The 17,945-nt window shown below is 68.0% G+C and carries 18 protein-coding genes; 10 read left to right on the top strand and 8 right to left on the bottom strand.

The genetic code is table 11. The features are described 5' to 3' along the window. Both ACWPN8_RS00800 and ACWPN8_RS00795 read right to left on the bottom strand, forming a co-directional pair. Entirely contained in the window at positions 1–2,841 is a 2,841-nt protein-coding gene (locus ACWPN8_RS00800) for a bifunctional diguanylate cyclase/phosphodiesterase (protein WP_492239576.1), read from the bottom strand. Beyond that, positions 2,841–3,347: a hypothetical protein gene (locus ACWPN8_RS00795; protein WP_109446453.1), complete on the bottom strand. Its 507-nt coding sequence runs from the start codon at positions 3,345–3,347 to the stop codon at positions 2,841–2,843. The genes ACWPN8_RS00800 and ACWPN8_RS00795 overlap by 1 nt, the downstream gene beginning before the upstream one ends. Positions 3,348–3,820: 473 nt before the next feature. Here ACWPN8_RS00795 and ACWPN8_RS00790 point away from each other — a divergent pair, with 473 nt between their 5' ends. Beyond that, the gene (locus tag ACWPN8_RS00790) at positions 3,821–4,165 is read left to right on the top strand and encodes a hypothetical protein (RefSeq protein WP_199237571.1); all 345 of its coding nucleotides are present in this window, start codon (positions 3,821–3,823) and stop codon (positions 4,163–4,165) included. 44 nt (positions 4,166–4,209) lie between these two features. Here the strand turns inward: ACWPN8_RS00790 and ACWPN8_RS00785 are convergent, their stop codons facing one another. Then, positions 4,210–5,121 (bottom strand): ribose-phosphate diphosphokinase, encoded by a 912-nt coding sequence (locus ACWPN8_RS00785; protein WP_492239575.1) that lies wholly within the window; start codon positions 5,119–5,121, stop codon positions 4,210–4,212. A gap of 106 nt (positions 5,122–5,227) precedes the next feature. Further along, positions 5,228–5,752 carry a hypothetical protein gene (locus ACWPN8_RS00780; RefSeq protein ID WP_109446446.1) on the bottom strand — a complete coding sequence of 175 codons (525 nt, stop codon included), beginning with the start codon at positions 5,750–5,752 and terminating at the stop codon, positions 5,228–5,230. Positions 5,753–5,902: 150 nt separating this feature from the next. Between ACWPN8_RS00780 and corA the strand changes: the two genes are divergently transcribed. Together corA and ACWPN8_RS00770 are read left to right on the top strand one after the other, a co-directional pair. Beyond that, on the top strand, positions 5,903–6,922 hold the full coding sequence (gene corA, locus ACWPN8_RS00775; protein WP_109446444.1) for a magnesium/cobalt transporter CorA: 1,020 nt from the start codon (positions 5,903–5,905) through the stop codon (positions 6,920–6,922). Positions 6,923–7,011: 89 nt separating this feature from the next. After that, complete coding sequence (locus ACWPN8_RS00770) at positions 7,012–7,416, top strand: hypothetical protein (protein ID WP_492239574.1); 405 nt, start codon at positions 7,012–7,014, stop codon at positions 7,414–7,416. A 19-nt stretch (positions 7,417–7,435) separates the two neighbouring features. Here the strand turns inward: ACWPN8_RS00770 and ACWPN8_RS00765 are convergent, their stop codons facing one another. The 3 genes from ACWPN8_RS00765 to ACWPN8_RS00755 all read right to left on the bottom strand — a co-directional run bounded on the left by ACWPN8_RS00765 (position 7,436) and on the right by ACWPN8_RS00755 (position 10,071). Further along, positions 7,436–8,422, bottom strand: a complete 987-nt coding sequence (locus tag ACWPN8_RS00765; RefSeq protein WP_492239573.1) for a LysM peptidoglycan-binding domain-containing protein — start codon at positions 8,420–8,422, stop codon at positions 7,436–7,438. A gap of 260 nt (positions 8,423–8,682) precedes the next feature. Further along, on the bottom strand, positions 8,683–9,582 hold the full coding sequence (locus tag ACWPN8_RS00760; protein ID WP_492239572.1) for a c-type cytochrome: 900 nt from the start codon (positions 9,580–9,582) through the stop codon (positions 8,683–8,685). A gap of 3 nt (positions 9,583–9,585) precedes the next feature. Then, positions 9,586–10,071: a c-type cytochrome gene (locus ACWPN8_RS00755; protein ID WP_109446438.1), complete on the bottom strand. Its 486-nt coding sequence runs from the start codon at positions 10,069–10,071 to the stop codon at positions 9,586–9,588. A gap of 146 nt (positions 10,072–10,217) precedes the next feature. Between ACWPN8_RS00755 and ACWPN8_RS00750 the strand changes: the two genes are divergently transcribed. The 3 genes from ACWPN8_RS00750 (at position 10,218) to alr (ending at position 13,562) form a co-directional block, all read left to right on the top strand. After that, entirely contained in the window at positions 10,218–10,802 is a 585-nt protein-coding gene (locus ACWPN8_RS00750) for an LOG family protein (protein WP_109446436.1), read from the top strand. 136 nt (positions 10,803–10,938) lie between these two features. Continuing rightward, on the top strand, positions 10,939–12,444 hold the full coding sequence (locus ACWPN8_RS00745) for a replicative DNA helicase (RefSeq protein ID WP_109446434.1): 1,506 nt from the start codon (positions 10,939–10,941) through the stop codon (positions 12,442–12,444). 5 nt (positions 12,445–12,449) lie between these two features. Continuing rightward, positions 12,450–13,562, top strand: a complete 1,113-nt coding sequence (alr, locus tag ACWPN8_RS00740) for an alanine racemase (RefSeq protein ID WP_492239571.1) — start codon at positions 12,450–12,452, stop codon at positions 13,560–13,562. 18 nt (positions 13,563–13,580) lie between these two features. Here the strand turns inward: alr and ACWPN8_RS00735 are convergent, their stop codons facing one another. Then, positions 13,581–14,909, bottom strand: coding sequence for a sensor domain-containing diguanylate cyclase (locus tag ACWPN8_RS00735; RefSeq protein WP_492239570.1), 1,329 nt, complete (start codon positions 14,907–14,909; stop codon positions 13,581–13,583). Between the two features lie 395 nt (positions 14,910–15,304). Here ACWPN8_RS00735 and ACWPN8_RS00730 point away from each other — a divergent pair, with 395 nt between their 5' ends. From ACWPN8_RS00730 to ACWPN8_RS00715, 4 genes are all read left to right on the top strand, one after another. Beyond that, positions 15,305–16,081 (top strand): MlaE family ABC transporter permease, encoded by a 777-nt coding sequence (locus ACWPN8_RS00730; RefSeq protein WP_012978311.1) that lies wholly within the window; start codon positions 15,305–15,307, stop codon positions 16,079–16,081. A 10-nt stretch (positions 16,082–16,091) separates the two neighbouring features. After that, positions 16,092–16,865: an ABC transporter ATP-binding protein gene (locus ACWPN8_RS00725; RefSeq protein ID WP_098735151.1), complete on the top strand. Its 774-nt coding sequence runs from the start codon at positions 16,092–16,094 to the stop codon at positions 16,863–16,865. Between the two features lie 74 nt (positions 16,866–16,939). Continuing rightward, positions 16,940–17,620 carry an endonuclease III domain-containing protein gene (locus ACWPN8_RS00720; RefSeq protein ID WP_492239569.1) on the top strand — a complete coding sequence of 227 codons (681 nt, stop codon included), beginning with the start codon at positions 16,940–16,942 and terminating at the stop codon, positions 17,618–17,620. Between the two features lie 85 nt (positions 17,621–17,705). Then, positions 17,706–17,930: a DUF1178 family protein gene (locus ACWPN8_RS00715; protein ID WP_492239568.1), complete on the top strand. Its 225-nt coding sequence runs from the start codon at positions 17,706–17,708 to the stop codon at positions 17,928–17,930. The last annotated feature ends 15 nt before the right edge of the window (positions 17,931–17,945 follow it).

Below are 17,945 nucleotides of genomic sequence, written 5' to 3'. Positions count from 1 at the left end.
CTATTCCGCCGACACCGGATGCGCGGGGGGCTGCACGGGCGGCTGCATGGGGGGCTGCACCGCCGTCCGCGTCTCCAGCAGCCGCTCCACCTCCTCGGCCGGGATGGGGCGGCTGAACAGGAAGCCCTGGTAGCTTTCGCAGGCCAGATCGCGCAGAAGCTGCAACTGCTCCTGGGTCTCCACCCCCTCGGCGATCACCGACAGGCCCAGGCTGCGGCCGAGACCGACGATGGCGCGCGGGACCGACGCGTCGCTGGCGCCGGTCGACAGGTCGTGGATGAAGGAACGGTCGATCTTCAGCTTGTCGATGGGCAGGCGATGCAGGTAGCTGAGGCTGGAATAGCCGGTGCCGAAATCGTCCAGCGCGATCAGCACGCCGCGCTGCTTCAAGGCCGCCAGGGTGGCCGCTGCCGATTCGATGTCGTCGATCAGCGTGCTTTCCGTCACCTCGATCTCCAGCTCGGAGCCGCTGAGGCCGTTGGCGTCGAGCGCGCGGGCGACCGTGACCGGAAGCTGGCCGTCGCGGAACTGGGCGCCGGACACGTTGACCGCCACCGGGATCGACAGGCCGAACCGCGCGCGCCAGCGCCGGATCTGGGCGCAGGCCTCGGACAGCACCCAGTCGCCCATCGCCAGAACCAGCCCGGTCTCCTCCGCCACCGGCAGGAAACGGCCGGGCAGGATCAGCCCCTCCTCGGGATGGCGCCAGCGGACCAGCGCCTCCAGCCCGACGATGCGGCCGGTCAGGGTGTCGACCTGGGGCTGGTAGACCAGGAAAAGCTCGCCCTCGCGGATCGCCTGGCGCAGCGCGCTCTCCAGATCCAGGCGCTCGCGCGACTTGGCGCCCATCTCCCTGGTGACGAAGCGGAAGCCGTTCCGCCCCTGCTCCTTGGCATGGTACATGGCGATGTCGGCGCAGCGGATCAGCCCTTCGGGATCGTCGGCGTCGTCGGGGTACAGGCTGATGCCGATGCTGGGCGTCACCACGAAATTCTGGCCGCCGACGGCAAAGGGGCTGGCCAGATGCGCCACCACCTTCTCCGCCACGCGGGCGGCGTCCTTCGGCTCCGTCACCCGGCGGACGACGATCAGGAACTCGTCGCCGCCCAGCCGGCCGACCGTGTCGGATTCGCGCAACCCCGCCTGGAGCCGGCGCGCCACCGAGCGCAGCACCTCGTCGCCGAAGCTGTGGCCCAGGCTGTCGTTGATCACCTTGAAGCGGTCGAGGTCGATGAACAGCACCGCCACCTTGGTGCCGTCGCGCCGCCCCTCGCGCAGCGCCTGGGCGATGCGGTCGTAGAGCAGGACGCGGTTGGGCAGGCCGGTCAGCGCGTCGAAATGGGCGAGATACTGGATGTGCTGCTCGGCCCGGCGCTTCTCGCCGATGTCCTCGGCGAAGGCCAGGACGAATTTCAGCGCCCCCCCGGCGGTGACCGGCTGAAAATGCAGGCTGAAATGGCTGCGCCGGCCGCCCATCAGCAGCGGCTGGTCGGATTCGAGCTTGCCGCTCTCGCCATGCAGCGCCGCCTCCAGCGCGACGACCGACGCCTGGTCGCCGAAGCGCAGCCGGGCGTCGGTGCCGACCAGCCCCTGCCGCGGCAGGCCGGCGGCGGCGGCGAAGGCCGGGTTGCAGTCCAGCACCAGCCCGTCGGTGCCGAGCAGTGCGATGCCCAGCGGCGCCTGGGTGAACAGCTGCTGCCGCTCCGCCTCCTGCAGGCGCAGCGAGGCGGTCATCTCGCCGGCCAGCTCGACCGCGCGGGAATGGGTCACCAGCGCCATGCGCAGGACCAGCGACAGCGCGATGCTGAGCGCGAGGCCGACCGCCAGCAGGGCGCCGGGCACCCAGTCATGGGCGGTGAACAGTCCGTCGGGAAGCCGGTCGTAACGGACGGTCCAGATGCGCCCGCCGACCGGCAGCTCGCGGTTCAGGGTGATCGTGGGCGCGGCTTCCAGCGGGCGGTGGCTGCGGTAGAGCGGAAACTCGGCCTCCGCCGGCGGCACGTCGTAAATCTCGAGACCGGTGTCGGGACTTTGGCCGTCGATCAGCCCGTCCACCAGCGGGCCGATCCGGACCGGGGTCAGCACCACCCCGGTGAAGGAGGCGCGGCGCGCTTCCAGCGACGGCGGCAGGGGATCGCCGCGGTAGGTCGCTTGATAGAGGATGAAGGCGGGCCTGGCCCCCGCCGCCTCGTCGATCTTCAGGGTGATCGCGCGGGTGGCGGCCGGTTCGCCGCTGTCGCGCGCCCGTTCGATGGCCGAGCGCCGCACCGCCTCCGACATCATGTCGAAGCCGATGGCCCGCACATTCGCCTCGTTGACCGGGGCGGTGAAGATGTTGACCACCCGGTCCGCCCCGGCATGCGCCGGCCAGATGCGGAAGGCCGTCAGGCCGGACGCCCGCATCGACGCCACCAGTTCGCCCGACCGCTCGGCCGCGACGGCGCGGGCATAGGCGATGGAGATGATGCCGGGATAGCGCTGCGGCATGTCCAGCGCCTCGACGAAGCGGCTCCACTGCGTCCAATGCAGGTCGGGGAAGGTCATCGCCAGCGAGGCGGCGCTGCGTGCCACCTGCTCGTACACCTTGATGCGGTCGGCCAGCTGGCCGTGGATTTCCTCGACCCGCGCGGAAAAGCGGTGCGCCTCCTCGCGCGCCAGCAGATGCTCGGACTGGAGCATCGCCAGCAGGGACAGGCCGGCGCCGACAATCAGGGCCAGCAGGGGGACAGCCACCGGCATGTGAGGATTGCGCAGGACGCGACGGGCTGTCGGGTTCGGACCGGAGGCCGACGGGCTGTCCGCAATCGGATCTGCCTTGGGATCGGCTGCCGGTTCCGGCATCAGAACTCCTCTAGGATCTTCGGGCTGGTCAACAGAAGCTTTTCGATCATGCCGAGGATCTGTTCGATCTTGCTGCGGGTGGCGTCCAGCTCGTCGGCCATCTTGTCGTCGATGCCGGCTTCCATCAGCATGGTGTCGAAGGTGTGCAGCGTTTCGTTGAAGGCCTTCTGTTCCGCCACCAGCACGTCGAAGGCGCCCAGCGAGGCGGTCAGCGCCAGCGGCGGGTCGCTGACGAAGGAATGGCTGATGTCGGTGAAGATGGCGATGGCGCTCAGCTTCTGCCGCAGCACCCATTGCGGGAAATTCGACGGCAGCTCCTTGCCGGCGACCTCCAGCCTTTCCTGGATCGAGAAGATCAGGCCCTGGATGTCGAGATAGGCCGCCCGGATTTCGCGGAAGCGCGGAAAGGTCTTCGGCTTGCCGGCGGCCCGCAGGCGGGCCAGCGCCGCGATGTCCTCGGTCAATTTGCGGGCCATCCGAAGAACGACGTCCGTCACCTTCGACATCACACGCCTCCGCTCAACGGACTGCCCCCGCGCATCGCCAGATCCGGACCGCCGCACTCACCGGTCCGGAGGCCAGATTACACCAGATCCTACCACGAACGTTAGTGTTACCGAGCGGCGGCCGGCGGACAGCGTCGCGCTTGCTGTGTTTTCCACGCTCCACCCGGCCGCATCGGCGGGAAAATCGACCGGCGAAGACAGGCAACAACTCAAGTCAAGCCGAAATCCTTTCCCTATTCGGGTTAGGCACTCAGAGGGAGTGCGTCCAAGTTGAATCGATGGAAACGATACTTTAAATTTGCGCAACCATCCTGTTACTGAGCACGTATTACGGCCTACTCGGCTTTGCCCACGGATTATTTCGTCCGGCGCAGGTCATTCCAATCTTGTCTCAATCCGATGAAGAATCCGACATGCGACGTGTATCCGTTGTCCTGGTTTGCCTCGCACTTCAAGGATGTGCCGGCTCGCCCTTGTCAAATCTGGTTTCGGGCCAGCGCTACCAGACCACGTCCGACGTCACGGCGTCCTGGGTGGGAGCGTCCGAAGACGATCTGGTCCTGTCATGGGGCCCGCCGCAGAACAGCCATGTGCTGAACAACGGATCGAAGATGATCGGGTATCAGTATTCATGGCTGACGAACGGCCGGCACTCGGAAGAGTGGGGCTATGTTCCCGATTACGCCAGTTGCGAACAGCGCTTCCTGGTCGAACAGGGCGTCATCACCCGCTGGTACTCGTCCGGCGACTGCCCCAAGCGGCCCAAGGGAGCCAAGCTGATCCCGGCCGGCACGCCGGTCCCCCGGCCGACCCTGTAAGATCGCAGGGGATCCGAAGCGCGGCCGGCCGCCGCGGGGACGGCCTATTGGGGTCCGAACGACGCGATCGCATCGGCCAGAAGGCCGCTGAGCGACAGGGCGTTGGAGGGGTGTGGCACGCCGTCGCAGGACAGCGGGCGGCCCAGCCCCTCCGCGGTGAAGCGTTCGGCGACGATGTCGCTGAACAGGGCATGGACGCCATAAACCTGTACCCGGCTCGCCCCCAGCACCCGCGCGGCGCGGGCACAGGAGAAGATCGTCTCGCCGGAGCTGATGACGTCGTCGACGATCACCACCGGCCGGCCATGGATCGGCGCGTCGGGGGGCAGCGCCACCGTCACGTCGCGGTCGCCGCGCCGTTCCTTGCGGCCGACGATGCCGGTCAGGCCGAGCGGGCCGGCCACCGCCTCCACCAGCGGGGCGGACTCCTCGTCCGGGCCGACGATGACGGTGCCCGACGCCACGCCGTTCGCCCGCAGATGCTCGGCGATGGGGGCAGCACCGCTGAGTGCTGCGGACGGGCGGCCGACGAAGACCTCGTCCAGCGTGTGGGTGCGGTGCAGATGCGGCTCGACGCAGACGAAGCGGTCGAAACAGCGGCCGAGCCAGTCGCCGACCACCGTCTGGCTGACCGGCTCTCCCGGCCTGAAGATGGCGTCCTGGCGCATGTAGGCCATGTAGGGCGCCACCAGGCAGAGCTCGGTCGCCCCCTGGCGCCGCAGCACCGAGGCGGCGAGCGTCAGCTCGACCAGCTTGTCGTTCGGGCGGTCGAGCGAGCGGTAGACGATGGCGCGTTCCACCGGCTCCGGCAGCCGGACCAGGCTTTCGCCGTCGGGGAAGCGGTGCAGCTCGGCGATGTGGCAGGGGATCTCCAGCGCCTGGGCCAGACGGCGCGCGGCGTCCGCCGATTCCGGAAAGCCATAGACGGCCGTGTAATTGCCCGTATTGCGGGCCATGCCTCTTCTCCCTCTACCACCTTGGACGGCAGCAAGCTTGGCGCAGGCGGCAGGGGCGGGTCAATCACGGCAAAAGGCGGCACGGCAAAAGGCCGACATGGTCGGCCTAATCGCCACCGGCCTCCACCGCCGGCCGCTTGTCCTCATCGGCCTCGTCCGCTTCCGACGCGGCGGGATCGACATGGATGCTCTCCGCCTTGCGCGCCAGCAGCTGGAAGGCGCCCAGCCCGACGACCAGCAGCGTGACCACGCCCAGCAGCATCACCGGATAGACGATGGCGGAAATCTCGCTGGTGCGCGCCTCGAACACCAGGACCAGCCCCTCCAGGCTGGCGGCGATGATGATCGTGGTCAGGAACTTGGTCAGGGTGCGGCGGGCCTCGTCGGCGCGGCGCAGCTCGCGTTCGCGGACGATCTCCTCCTCATAGAGGTATTTGGCGATCTCGAACACCGCGATGGCCAGCACGATCATCCCCACCCCGTCCAGCATGGCCGAGGTCAGGACGGCGCTGTCCAGCGCCACCACCCCCTCCACCACCGTCAGGGCCGACAGGGCGATGAACATCATGGCGAAAAGGCCGAGCGTCGCCGCCGCCAGGAAATACATCACGCGTGACGCCGATTCGAACATCGCCCTCGCCTTCCTGCAAGCTGGTCCTTGGCAATGAGAACGCGCGAGGCGGCCGGTCCGCCCGGAGGAGGGAAGCGGATTCGTCGACGCTGCCGGGGAACCTCTTTAGAGTGGCGGCGACCTGCCGCCCCTCTTCCGGTTTTCCACTCCATGACGCAGTTGCCTCCCCCCTCCCCTTCCCCTTCCTCCGGCCATCCCCGTGACGGCGTGGTCGCCAGCGCCGCCTATTGCGACGGCCGGCGCATCGCCGAGGTGCCCATCGACGAGGCCGGCGCCTGGGCGGCCAAGGAGAACCACTTCGTCTGGATCGGCCTGTGGGAGCCGGACGAGGCCCTGCTGATGGAGGTGAAGCGGCAGTTCGGCCTGCATGAGCTGGCGGTGGAGGACGCCCTGCACGCCCACCAGCGGCCGAAGCTGGACGTCTATGGCGACAGCCTGTTCATGGTCCTGCGCACCGCCCGGCTGGAAAACGGCGAGCTGGTGCTGGGCGAGACCCATGTCTTCGCCGGCCGCGGCTATGTCGTCACCGTCCGGCATGGGGCGTCGACAAGCTATTCGCCGGTGCGGGCGCGGGCGGAAAGCGCGCCGCAGCTTCTGAAGCATGGCGAGGACTTCATCGTCTACACCATCATGGATTATGTGGTGGACTGCTATTTCCCGGTGCTCGACCAGATGGGAACCACGGTGGACGAGCTGGACGCCATGCTGATCGCCCGCCCGCCCAGCACGGGGGAGATCGAGCGCATCCACCAGCTGCGCCGCGACCTGGAGCGGCTGCGCCGCAACGCCTCGCCGCTGCTGGAGGTCTGCTCGCGGCTGGAGCGCTTCGACCTGCCGATGATCGACCAGGCGATCCGGCCCTATTACCGCGACGTGCAGGACCATGTGATCCGCGTCAACGAGCAGATCGGCTCGCTGCGCGAGGTGCTGTCCTTCGCCTTCGAAACCAGTATGATCCTGGCGACCGCGCGGCAGAACGACGTGACGCGCAAGCTGGCCGCCTGGGCCGCCATCCTCGCCGTGCCGACCGCCGTCGCCGGCCTGTACGGCATGAACTTCGAGCATATGCCGGAGCTTCACTGGCGCTACGGCTACCCGGCGGTGCTGGCGGTGATCGCCGTGGTCTGCACCGCGCTGTATGTCCGCTTCCGGCGGACGGGATGGCTGTGACGGCGGTCCGGCGGAGCGGCGACGGATCGGGGTGGCCCGGTTCCGGCCGGCTCGTTTGACATGGTTGGTTTTGGAGTTTGGTGAGGGACATGACCGACGCGACGAACAGGCTGCACGCCCTGCTGGACGCCTATCTGCGCTGTCCGGTGGAGGCCGCGCGCACGGAACTGGAACAGGCGCTGCGCGGCTACCAGACCGACTGGATCCGCACCCGCGCCGGGGCCGACGCCCCGCCGCTGCCGGTGGCCGCACCGGCGCCGACCGCCAAGCCGGCGGTGGCGAAGCCGCGCTTCCCCATCGCGGCGGCCGACCTCGACGTTCTGAAGCGTCTGGCCGACGGCTGGACCGGCACCACCGCCGAGGTGGCGCGCTGGGCTTGGTTCGAGAACCGCGAACTGGTCAGCCTGGAGCCGAACCCGGCCGGCGAGGGCCCGGAGCTGCTGCGCCTCACCCCGCTCGGCTGGGCCGCCATCGGGCGGACGCCGGCGGGCTGACGGACCCGGCCGCGCCCCCTCAGTTCACCTGCGGCAGGGTGAAGATCTGGCCGGGATAGATCATGTCCGGGTCGCGGATCTGCTCGCGGTTGGCGGTGTAGATGGTGGTGTAGAGCATGCCGTCGCCATAGGTGCGGCGTGCCAGCCGCCACAGGCTGTTGCCGGGCTGGACGACGATGTTGCGCCCGTCGGTGGCGGATGCCGGCATGGCGGAGACCTGGACCGGCAGTTCCGCCCGCGACACCACCTTGCCGGACAGGGTGACCTGATCGGCGCGGAGCGTGTAGAGGCCGGGGTCGATCAGCTTTTCCGGGGTCAAACGCCAGTTGCCCTTGGGGTCGCTGTGGGCGCTGCCGACGAGGATGTTGTCGAGGTAGAGCTGCACCGCGCTGTTCGGCGCCGCCCGCCCGCCCAGCGCCACCCGGCCGGCGGGATCGTAGTCCATCGTCTCCACCGACACGCCGCCCGGCGGCGGCGGCGCGCCATTGTCGGGAATCGGCGGGGCCTGCAGAAGCGAACTGCCGCCCATGGCCGGCGCCGCACCGGCCAGCCCGTCGCGCGGCACCGCCACCGCGACCGGTGCCGCCGGCAGGGGCGACTCGGGTCCGGGCTTCGCCGCGGGTTCCGGCACCATCACCACCATCACCTTGTCGGCGGGAAGCGGGGCATCGGCGCCGGGGCGGGTTTCGGTCAGGTTCAACTCGCGGGTGCCGGGCGACAGCGGCTTGTCAGGCAGCATCACCCATTCGCCGCGCTGGTCGGCCTTGGCCGAGGCGACGCGGGTGCCGGCGTCGGTGACGGTGACCTCCGATCCGGGAGCGGCGCGGCCCGCCATCACCGTCGCCCCGTCCGGCGCCACCCGCACCACGTCGAAGCTGGGTGCGGCGGGTTTCGCCTGTTCCCTGGCCGGTTCCGGTGTTGCCGCCGCCGGGGTCGCCGGTGCGGCCTTCTGCGTCTCGGTCCGCGCCGCCGTCTGTGCCGGAGCTGTCGTGGCAGCGGGGGCCACAGTCGCCGGTTTCCCGGCGGGCCAAAGGGCAATCGCCGCCGCCCCACCCATCAGAGCCACGCCCAAAGCTGCGAACAACGCGTTTCGTTTCACCTGAGCACCCATCCGGCGGCCCGCCACCCTGGCAGGATGGCTGACTATAGCAGAAGGACAGGTCGCAAAAGAATGGCGCCGTTGGAGCGGACCCCTCCGCCAAACGGGCTCGATTGCCCGAACGGATCATGAGTCCGCACCAAATCGGCGCCTGTTGCCGCGAAGACTCACTCCTTCGCCGGCACCGTCCGCAGATAGGCGACGATGGCGGCGCGGTCGTCCGCCGTCAGCTTGGAGGTGGTGTTGCGCACGACCTCGCCCATGGCGCCGCCGGCGACGTCGCCGTCGGGGGTCAGGCCGGCTTCCAGGAACAGCGACAGGTCGCCGTCGGACCAGTCGCCGATCCCCTTGCCCTTGGCCTTGGATCCGGTGATGCCCGGCACCTTGTCGTTGTCCGGCCCCTGCGGGTTGCCGGCGAGATAGCGGTCGGAGTCGAGCCCGCCGAGCTGGGTGCGCGGGCTGTGGCATTCGGCGCAATGGCCAAGCGCATCGACCAGATAGCGCCCGCGGTTCCAGGCCGGCGGCCTGGACGGGTCGTCGGCGACCGGGCCGGGGGTCAAATACATCCACTGCCAGACCGGGACGAGGAAGCGCCAGGAGAAGGGCGGCGACAGGTCGTGCGGCTTGTTGGCGGTGGACGCCGCCGGCAGGCTGAGCAGGTAGGCCTTCAAATCCAGCAGGTCGCGGTCGGTCATCCGCGTGTAGCTGGCATAGGGAAAGGCCGGGAACAGCGCGGCGCCGTCCGGGCGCACGCCCTCGCGCACCGCGCGGATGAAGTCGGCGTCGCTCCAGCGGCCGATGCCGTTCACCGGGTCAGCCGTGATGTTCGGGGTGTAGAAGGTGCCGAAGGGGGTCGCCAGCGCCCGGCCGCCGGCCAGCGGCTGGCCGCCGCCCTTCTCGTCCGTATGGCAGCCGAGGCAGCCGGCGGCGTTGAAGATGTAGGCGCCCCGGCTGACGGAATCGTTGGCGGGACCCTCACCCGTTTGAAGGGGGCCGGCGGCACGCGCACTGCCGCCCGCGAAGGCGAGCGGCAGCAGCAGGGCGGCGGCGGTCAGGAGGCGCCGCACCGGTCAGTTCTTCTTGACGCGGAAGTCCTCGTGGCAGCTTCCGCAGGTCTTGGAGGTGGCGCCGAGCGCCTGGGCGATCTGCGCGCGGTCGCCGGTCTTGATGGCGGCGTCGAGCTTCTCGGCGGCGGGCTGGACGGCGCTCCAGTATTTCTGGGTCTCGGCCCAGCTCTTCCACAGCTCCGGCTTGGCGGCGCTGTCGGCCACGCCGACGGCGGTGCCTTCGGGGAAGATCTTCTTCACGTCCATCTTCGACACCGCCAGCACGGCTTCCGCCCCCTTGGCCGCGTCCTCGGCGGTGGCTCCCTCGTTCTTCACGAACTTGGCGACGGCGCCCATGCCGCCGCCCAGCTTCTTCATGGTCTGCTGCCGGTCCTTGACCTGCTCGGCCGGATCGGCCGCGCCGGCGGCGCCGGCCGACATGCCGAACAGCGTGAACATCAGACCGGCGACGGATGCCGCCGCAAGAACATTGACGACCCGGTTGCTCATGTGGTCCCTCCCGATGATGCCGTGGCTTAAACGGTGCCTGTGCCGCTGTTGACGCGCCGCCCCCACCCGATATTCCATGGCATTCGCCAGATTTTTTTGCGGCCCCGCCTCCTTTGGAGGACGGTGGCGAGAAAGGTTGACCCGCGATGAAGAGCCTGTCGTCCGTCTGCGTCTATTGCGGTGCATCGTCCCGTGTCGCCGATGTCCACAAGGAGGCCGCCCACGCGCTGGGCGACGGGCTGGCGCGGCGCGGCATCCGCATGGTCTATGGCGGCGGCCGGGTCGGGCTGATGGGCATCGCCGCCGACGCCGCGATTGCCGCCGGCGGCGAGGTGGTCGGCATCATCCCGGAACACATCCAGTCGGCCGAAGTCGAGCACACCGGCCTGACCGAGCTGCATGTCGTCGACAGCATGCACACCCGCAAGCGCATGATGGTGGAGCGGTCGGACGCCTTCGTCATCCTGCCGGGCGGCCTGGGCACGCTGGACGAGGCCTTCGAGATCCTGACCTGGAAGCAGCTTCAGCTGCACGACAAGCCCATCGTCATCGCCGACATCGACGGCTACTGGCGCCCGCTTCTGGGGCTGATCGACCATATGGTCGCCCAGGGCTTCGCCCGCATCGACCGCTCCGCCCTCTACCGCGTCGCCGACCATGTCGACGGCGTGTTCGAGGCGCTGGGGGCGATGCCCGACCAGGCCCATCCGGCCCAGCCCGGGAAGATGTGAGGCTTAGGCGTCGAAGCCCTTCCCGCGGTTATCCCCAGACTTCCCAACCTGTGGATAACTTCTGTGCACAGCTTTTGTGGATGGCTCCCCGCCCTTCACCGAGCGTTCGCGTTCTGTTTCTGATACTGTGTCCTCCATGAGCAACCAGACCTCATCGCTGTTCGATCCCCGCCCCTCCTCCGCGGTCAAGCCGACGGCGGAATACCGAACGCCTCCCAACAACGAGGAGGCGGAGCAGGCGCTGCTGGGCGCGATCCTGGTCAACAACAAGGCCTATGAGAAGGTCGGCGAGTTCCTGCGGCCGGAGCATTTCTACGACCCGGCCCACCAGCGCATCTTCGCCGCCATCACCAAGATGGTCGACCGCGGCCAGATCGCGAACCCGGTCACGCTGAAGGCCCTGTTCGACAACGATCCCGAACTGGCGGTCGAAGGCGGCAGCGCCTATCTGGCGGAACTGGCCGCCAACGTGGTGACGGTGGTCAATGCCGGCGATTACGGCAAGACCATCCACGACCTGTTCATCCGCCGGCAGCTGATCGAGGTCGGCACCGACATGGTGAACGAGGCGTACCGCCACGACCTCGACATCACCGCGCTCGACCAGATCGGCGAGGCGGAAAAGCAGCTGTTCGACCTCGCCTCCACCGGCGACGTGCAGGGCGGCTTCGTGGCCTTCGGCGAGTCGGTCAAGCACGCCATCACGACGGCGGAGGCAGCCTTCCGCCGGTCCAGCCACGTCACCGGCGTCACCACCGGCCTGATCGACATCGACCGCAAGCTGGGCGGCCTGCACCCGTCGGATCTGATCATCCTCGCCGGCCGCCCCTCGATGGGCAAGACGGCGCTGGCCACCAACATCGCCTTCAACGCCGCCAAGGCGCACATGCGCTCCAGCGGCCAGGAGGGCGGCGTCGTCGGCTTCTTCTCGCTGGAAATGTCGGCGGAACAGCTCGCCACCCGTATCCTCGCCGACGAGGTGCAGGTGCCCGGCGACAAGATCCGCCGCGGCGAGATCCGCGACACCGACTTCCCGAAATTCGTCCAGGCCAGCCAGGATCTGGCGCGCTGCCCCTTCTATGTCGACGACACGCCGGCCCTGTCGGTCGCCGCGGTGCGCACGCGCTGCCGCCGGCTGAAGCGGACCTCGGGGCTCAGCATGGTGGTGGTCGACTACCTCCAGCTGCTGCGCGGCTCGTCGTCGCGCGGGGCGGAGAACCGGGTGCAGGAAATCTCGGAGATCACCCGCGGCCTGAAGGCCATCGCCAAGGAGCTGGACGTGCCGGTGGTGGCGCTGTCGCAGCTGAGCCGCGCGGTCGAGCTGCGCGAGGACAAGCGCCCGCAGCTGGCCGACCTTCGCGAATCGGGCTCGATCGAGCAGGACGCCGACGTCGTGATGTTCGTTTTCCGCGAACAGTATTATCTTGAGCGCGCCGAGCCCTCGCGCCGGCCCGACGAGAGCGACGACAAGTTCAACGACCGTTATCAGCGCTGGCAGCAGCGCCTGGGCGAGGTGCACAACACCGCCGAGGTGATCATCGCCAAGCAGCGTCACGGTCCGATCGGCACCGTCCGTCTCTACTTCGACGGCCAGTTCACCAAGTTCGGCGATCTCGACCAGCACCACCAGACCGACGAGTGACCAGAGTGACTAGCGACCTGAGCCCGCGCGCCTGCGCAATCCTCACCGTGGATCTCGGCGCCGTCGTCGCCAACTGGACGCAGCTGCGCGACCGGGTGGCTCCGGCGGACTGTTCCGCCGTGGTCAAGGCCGACGCCTATGGGCTGGGGGTGGCGCAGGTGGTGCCGGCGCTGGCCGCCGCCGGTTGCCGGACCTTCGTCGTCGCCCAGCTGGAGGAGGCTCTGGCCGTCCGCCGGGCGTTGGAGCCGGTCGCGCCGCAAGCGCAGGTCTTCTCGCTGGGCGGCCTGCCGCCCGGATACGAGGGGGAGTTCATCGCCGGGCGCATCCTGCCGGTGCTGAATCACCTGGGCGACATCGCAGCGTGGCGGGCCTTCGCCGCCTCGCGCGGCGAGGTGCTGCCGGCGGTGATCCACATCGACACCGGCATGAACCGGCTGGGGCTCGGCCCCGACGAGCTGGACGATCTCGCCGCCCATCCTGAGTGGCTGGAGGGCATCGACGTCCGCTATTGGATGACCCACCTCGCCTGCGCCGACGAGTTCGACAGCCCGATGACCGGGGAGCAGCTGGAGCGGTTCCGCGGCGCGCTGGCCCGGCTGCCCAAGGCGAAGGCCAGCTTCGCCAACTCGTCCGGCATCTTCCATGGGCCGGACCATCATTTCGACCTCGCCCGGCCGGGCTGCGCGCTCTATGGCGTGAACCCGACGCCGCATCTGCCCAACCCGATGCGCGGCACGGTGCGGCTGGACGCGCGGCTCTTGCAGGTGCGCAACTGCACGGCGCCGATGACGGTCGGCTATGGCGCCGCCCACAGGGTGACCGGCCCGGCGCGGATCGCCACCATCGGCGTCGGCTATGCCGACGGCTACCTGCGCTCGCTGAGCGGCAAGGGGCACGTCTTCGTCGACGGCGTCGCCGCCCCCATCGTCGGCCGCATCTCGATGGACCTGATCACCATCGACGTGACCGGCCTGCCGGAAAGCGTGGAGGCCGGCCGCATGGTCGAGCTGATCGGGCCCAGCCGCCCGGTCGACACGGTAGCGGATGAGGCCGGCACCATCGGCTACGAAGTGCTGACCTCGCTCGGCCGGCGTTATCACCGGGTTTATGCATCGTGAGCCGATGGCCGGACGACGCTATCGGCCGGCCTTTTCATGCCGGGATCCCGGACGCATGAATTCTCCGCCGACGACGCGATTGCGCCCCTTGTTCTTGGCCTTGTAAAGGTAGGCGTCGGCGGCGGCCAGGATCTCGGGGCGTGGCGCGTTGTCCAAGCAACGAATCGTCAGCACGCCCAAACTCGCAGTCACCACTTCGGCGGCAGGCGACCCTGCATGCGGGATCGCCAGCGCCATGATCCCGGTTCGGATCCCTTCGGCAACCCGCATCGCACCCTCCAGCTCAGTGGCCGGCAGGATGCACGCGAACTCCTCGCCACCGAACCGTGCCGCCAGATCGCCCGACCGTTGAACGGCTCTGGACAGCACCCCGGCGATCTGCCGAAGACAATCGTCACCGGCCACATGACCGTAACGATCGTTGAAGGCCTTGAAAGCATCGACATCGCAGAGGATGAGGGAGAGCGGTGCACGGGAGCGCAAGTGGCTTTTCAACTCGGCATCGAATGCCGTGTCGAATCGGCGACGGTTTCCAATTCCAGTCAACGCGTCCGTAAGGCTGAGCTGAAGCGCTTTCTCATTCAAAAACCGCCATTCCGCCTCCATTCTTCTGCGCTCGGTGATATCCCTGACTATGCTGCAATTGTAGAATTTGCCTTTGTATTCGACAAGATTTGCCGTCACTTCGATAGGAATCTCAACGCCATCTCTTGTTTTGTTTATCGTTTCGATCCTGACCACGCCCTGGTCGACGAGATCCTGCCAATGCTCACGCCATATTTCTTCATTGAACAACGGATCGACGTCCCAGACTCTTTTCCGGCCGAACTCCGCTGCCGAATAGCCGAACATCCGCGTCGCCGCCCGATTGACGAAGACATACCGCCCATCCGCATCGAGCCAGATGATCATATCCGAAACTTTATCAACCGAAACTTGGGTGAGCATGGCACGATGCCCGCACTCCGCCATTTCAGCGAACCCGTTGATGGCAATCGAAAACACCCCCGGCGCGTCCGTCCGGCACCGCACCGTGAGTTCCACACGGCATGTCGAGCCGTCTCCGCAAGCTAAGGTTGCATCAACGATGGCGCCATGGATGTGGCCGGGCGCCTGCATGAACTCCCTGATAGCAGCCCCGCTTGCGCTGTCGAGGATGGTGTCAATCGGTCGCCCAAGGAGATCGGCCCGGCAATACCCTGTCCTCGACAGGCACCCGTCCGTGACGTCGAGGACCACTCCCTCCGGAGTGACGGCTACATCGCTGACGGAGCGGCCCGACTCATGCGCTTCCGCAGACCGGCACGTCTCGCCGGTGAACGCCGGAATGGGGTTGCCCGGTCCCATTTCCTCGTCTCCACGGGTGTCGTCGGGTCGGCCATCCAGCAGCAGCTTGAATCGATCAGAACTCCATGGCGTAGCCCACGATGCTCTTGTGTAGAAGTGACGGAAAATGGCCGGCTGCAGCTTAGTCCTTTATACTGGAGTATGATGCTTTCCGTACAAATAAGAATCGACTATGAAAATAGATGTGATTATTACGAGGCTGTGCGGGCGGCCCTTCCCGCCCCTTGACCGGAGATCCCGGACTGCCAGCCGCTGCGGCCGCGACCGCCGACCGGACCAGCCCAGATGGTGCCGCAACGTCCCTCCCCTGCAAAGTCCAAGGATGACCTAGCCCTTCATCGGTGCTATGACCGCATCGCCCAAACGAGTCTCTAACCAAGGATGCGGGCCGACTGATGGGTTTCCTCGCCGCTACCGGCCGGGCCTTCCTGATCTTCCTGGAAGCGACCGGACGCCTTGCCCTGTTCACCGGGTCCGCCCTGTCGCACTGCGTGCGCCCGCCGCTCTATCCGCGCCAGATCCTGCGGCAGATGATCGACATCGGCTATTATTCGCTGCCGGTGGTCGGGCTGACCGCGCTGTTCACCGGCATGGTGCTGGCGTTGCAGAGCTACAGCGGCTTCTCCCGCTTCCAGGCGGAGGGCGCCATCGCCACCGTCGTCGTGCTGTCGATCACCCGCGAACTGGGGCCGGTGCTGGCCGGCCTGATGGTCGCGGGGCGCATCGGCGCCGCCATGGCGGCGGAGATCGGCACCATGCGGGTGACCGAGCAGATCGACGCGCTGTCCACCCTGTCGACCAACCCCTACAAGTATCTGGTGGCGCCGCGGCTGATCGCCGGGCTGACCATGGTGCCGCTGCTGGTGGTGGTCGCCGACATCATCGGCGTGTTCGGCGGCTTCCTGGTCGGCGTCTACCGGCTGGACTTCAACGCCGCCAGCTACATCAACCGCACCTGGGAATTCCTCCAGCCGGTCGACGTCATCTCCGGCCTGGTCAAGGCGGCGATCTTCGGCTTCCTGATCGCGCTGATGGGCTGCTACCACGGCTACCACTCCAAGGGCGGCGCCCAGGGCGTCGGGGCGGCGACCACCAATGCGGTGGTGTCGGCCTCGATCATGATCCTGGTGTGGAACTACCTGATCACCGGCCTCTTCTTCTCGACCAAGTGAGCGCCACCGCATGACCGTTCCCAAGATCGCGCTCAAGAACGTCACCAAGCATTTCGGCCCGAAGAAGGTGCTGAACGGCATCGACCTGGAGGTGGCGAAGGGCGAGTCGCTGGTCGTCATCGGCGGGTCGGGCACCGGCAAGTCGGTGATGCTGAAGAGCATCCTCGGGCTGCTGACGCCGGATTCCGGCTCGATCCAGGTTGATGGGCAGGAGACGACCCGGCTGCGCTCGCGCGAGCGCGAGAAGCTGCTGCACAAGTTCGGCATGCTGTTCCAGGGCGCCGCCCTGTTCGACAGCCTGAAGGTGTGGGAGAACGTCGCCTTCGGCCTGATCCAGGGCGCCCATATGCCGCGTGCCCAGGCCAAGGAGATCGCCGTCGCCAAGCTCGGCGCCGTCGGCCTCACCCCCGACGTGGCGGAGCTGTCGCCCTCGGAGCTGTCGGGCGGCATGCAGAAGCGCGTCGGCCTCGCCCGCGCCATCGCCGACGAGCCGGAGATCATCTTCTTCGACGAGCCGACGACCGGCCTCGACCCGATCATGGCCGACGTCATCAACGAGCTGATCGTGCAGTGCGTGAAGGATCTCGGCGCCACCGCGGTCACCATCACCCACGACATGGCGTCCGCCCGCAAGATCGCCGACCGCATCGCTATGATCTACCAGGGCCGGATCATCTGGACCGGCCACGCCCGCGACATCGACAATTCGGGCAACGCCTATGTCGACCAGTTCGTCCATGGCCGGGCGGACGGGCCGATCAAGATGCAGATCAAGGCGCTGTAAGCGGAACATTAGCGGGGACTGGCCGGTTACCGGACGGGCGCTTGTTGCCGCCCGTTCCCCGACGGTGGCCTCCCGTGAGCATACAGCCCGCGACATCCCAGCACTTCGACATCGACGAGGTCTTCCGCCGCCTGCGGGTCGCGGTCGCCCCCTACCCCAAGGCGGCGATGTTCGAGCTGCGCGACCGCGGCTATGCCTCCCCGTTCCAGCAACTGGTCGCCAGCCTGATTTCCGCCCGCACGCGGGACGAGACGAGCCTGGAGGTGGCAGAGCGGCTGTTCGCCGTCGCCGACACGCCGGCCGCCATGGCCGCCCTGCCGGAGGAGCGGCTTGTGGAGCTGCTGCACGGCGCCACCTTCCCCGAACCGAAGGCGCGCGACATCCGCGCGCTGTCCCGCCGCATCGTCGAGGAGCTGGGCGGCGAGGTGCCCGACACGCCGGACGGGCTGATGCGCTTCCATGGGGTGGGGCCGAAGATCGCGGCGCTGACGCTGGCGGTCGGCTTCGGCATCCCGGCGCTGGCGGTCGACATCCATGTCCACCGCATCGCCAACCGCTGGGGCTACGTGCAGGCACGCAACCCCGAGAAGACGATGGCGGCGCTGCTGGCGGTGCTGCCGAAACGCTACTGGGTCGAGATCAACGAGCGGCTGGTGCCCTTCGGCAAATGGGTGTGTACCGGCGAACGGCCGCGCTGCTCCACCTGCCCGCTCTTGTCGATGTGCGCGCGGGTGGGAGTGACCGAGTCACGGTGACGCTTGCGATTGATGCAGATCCTGGCGGGACGCCGGAGGGCTGACTAGAAGAGCGGCCGAAATTCCGCTTTTCGAGGCTCCCGCGATGATCGTTTACGCCCTGCACTGCGCCTGCGGCCATGATTTCGACCAGTGGTTCGACAATATGGCCGATTACGACGCCAAGAAGGCCGTCGGCATTCCCTGCCCGTCCTGCAGCGGCACCGAGGTCGCCAAGGCCATCATGGCGCCGCGCGTCGGAAAGTCCCAGCCCGCCCCCGCCTGCGGCCCTGGCGGCTGCGGCGGAGGCGGCTGCCCGATGATGATGTGACCGGACCCGGGCGCG

The organism is Azospirillum sp. UENF 112521 (genome assembly GCF_058780665.1).
The sequence above is the reverse complement of the archived record's forward strand: the minus strand, read 5'-3'. Positions and strand labels throughout refer to the sequence as shown.

Coding starts and splice junctions, on each gene's coding strand:
- ACWPN8_RS00735 (WP_492239570.1), bottom strand. CDS start 14,909: ATGGGACCGGGCAACCCCATTCCGGCGTTCACCGGCGAGACGTGCCGG.
- ACWPN8_RS00785 (WP_492239575.1), bottom strand. CDS start 5,121: ATGGCCCGCAATACGGGCAATTACACGGCCGTCTATGGCTTTCCGGAA.
- ACWPN8_RS00755 (WP_109446438.1), bottom strand. CDS start 10,071: ATGAGCAACCGGGTCGTCAATGTTCTTGCGGCGGCATCCGTCGCCGGT.
- ACWPN8_RS00770 (WP_492239574.1), top strand. CDS start 7,012: ATGACCGACGCGACGAACAGGCTGCACGCCCTGCTGGACGCCTATCTG.
- ACWPN8_RS00715 (WP_492239568.1), top strand. CDS start 17,706: ATGATCGTTTACGCCCTGCACTGCGCCTGCGGCCATGATTTCGACCAG.
- ACWPN8_RS00780 (WP_109446446.1), bottom strand. CDS start 5,752: ATGTTCGAATCGGCGTCACGCGTGATGTATTTCCTGGCGGCGGCGACG.
- ACWPN8_RS00800 (WP_492239576.1), bottom strand. CDS start 2,841: ATGCCGGAACCGGCAGCCGATCCCAAGGCAGATCCGATTGCGGACAGC.
- ACWPN8_RS00750 (WP_109446436.1), top strand. CDS start 10,218: ATGAAGAGCCTGTCGTCCGTCTGCGTCTATTGCGGTGCATCGTCCCGT.
- ACWPN8_RS00745 (WP_109446434.1), top strand. CDS start 10,939: ATGAGCAACCAGACCTCATCGCTGTTCGATCCCCGCCCCTCCTCCGCG.
- ACWPN8_RS00725 (WP_098735151.1), top strand. CDS start 16,092: ATGACCGTTCCCAAGATCGCGCTCAAGAACGTCACCAAGCATTTCGGC.
- ACWPN8_RS00795 (WP_109446453.1), bottom strand. CDS start 3,347: ATGTCGAAGGTGACGGACGTCGTTCTTCGGATGGCCCGCAAATTGACC.
- corA (WP_109446444.1), top strand. CDS start 5,903: ATGACGCAGTTGCCTCCCCCCTCCCCTTCCCCTTCCTCCGGCCATCCC.
- ACWPN8_RS00730 (WP_012978311.1), top strand. CDS start 15,305: ATGGGTTTCCTCGCCGCTACCGGCCGGGCCTTCCTGATCTTCCTGGAA.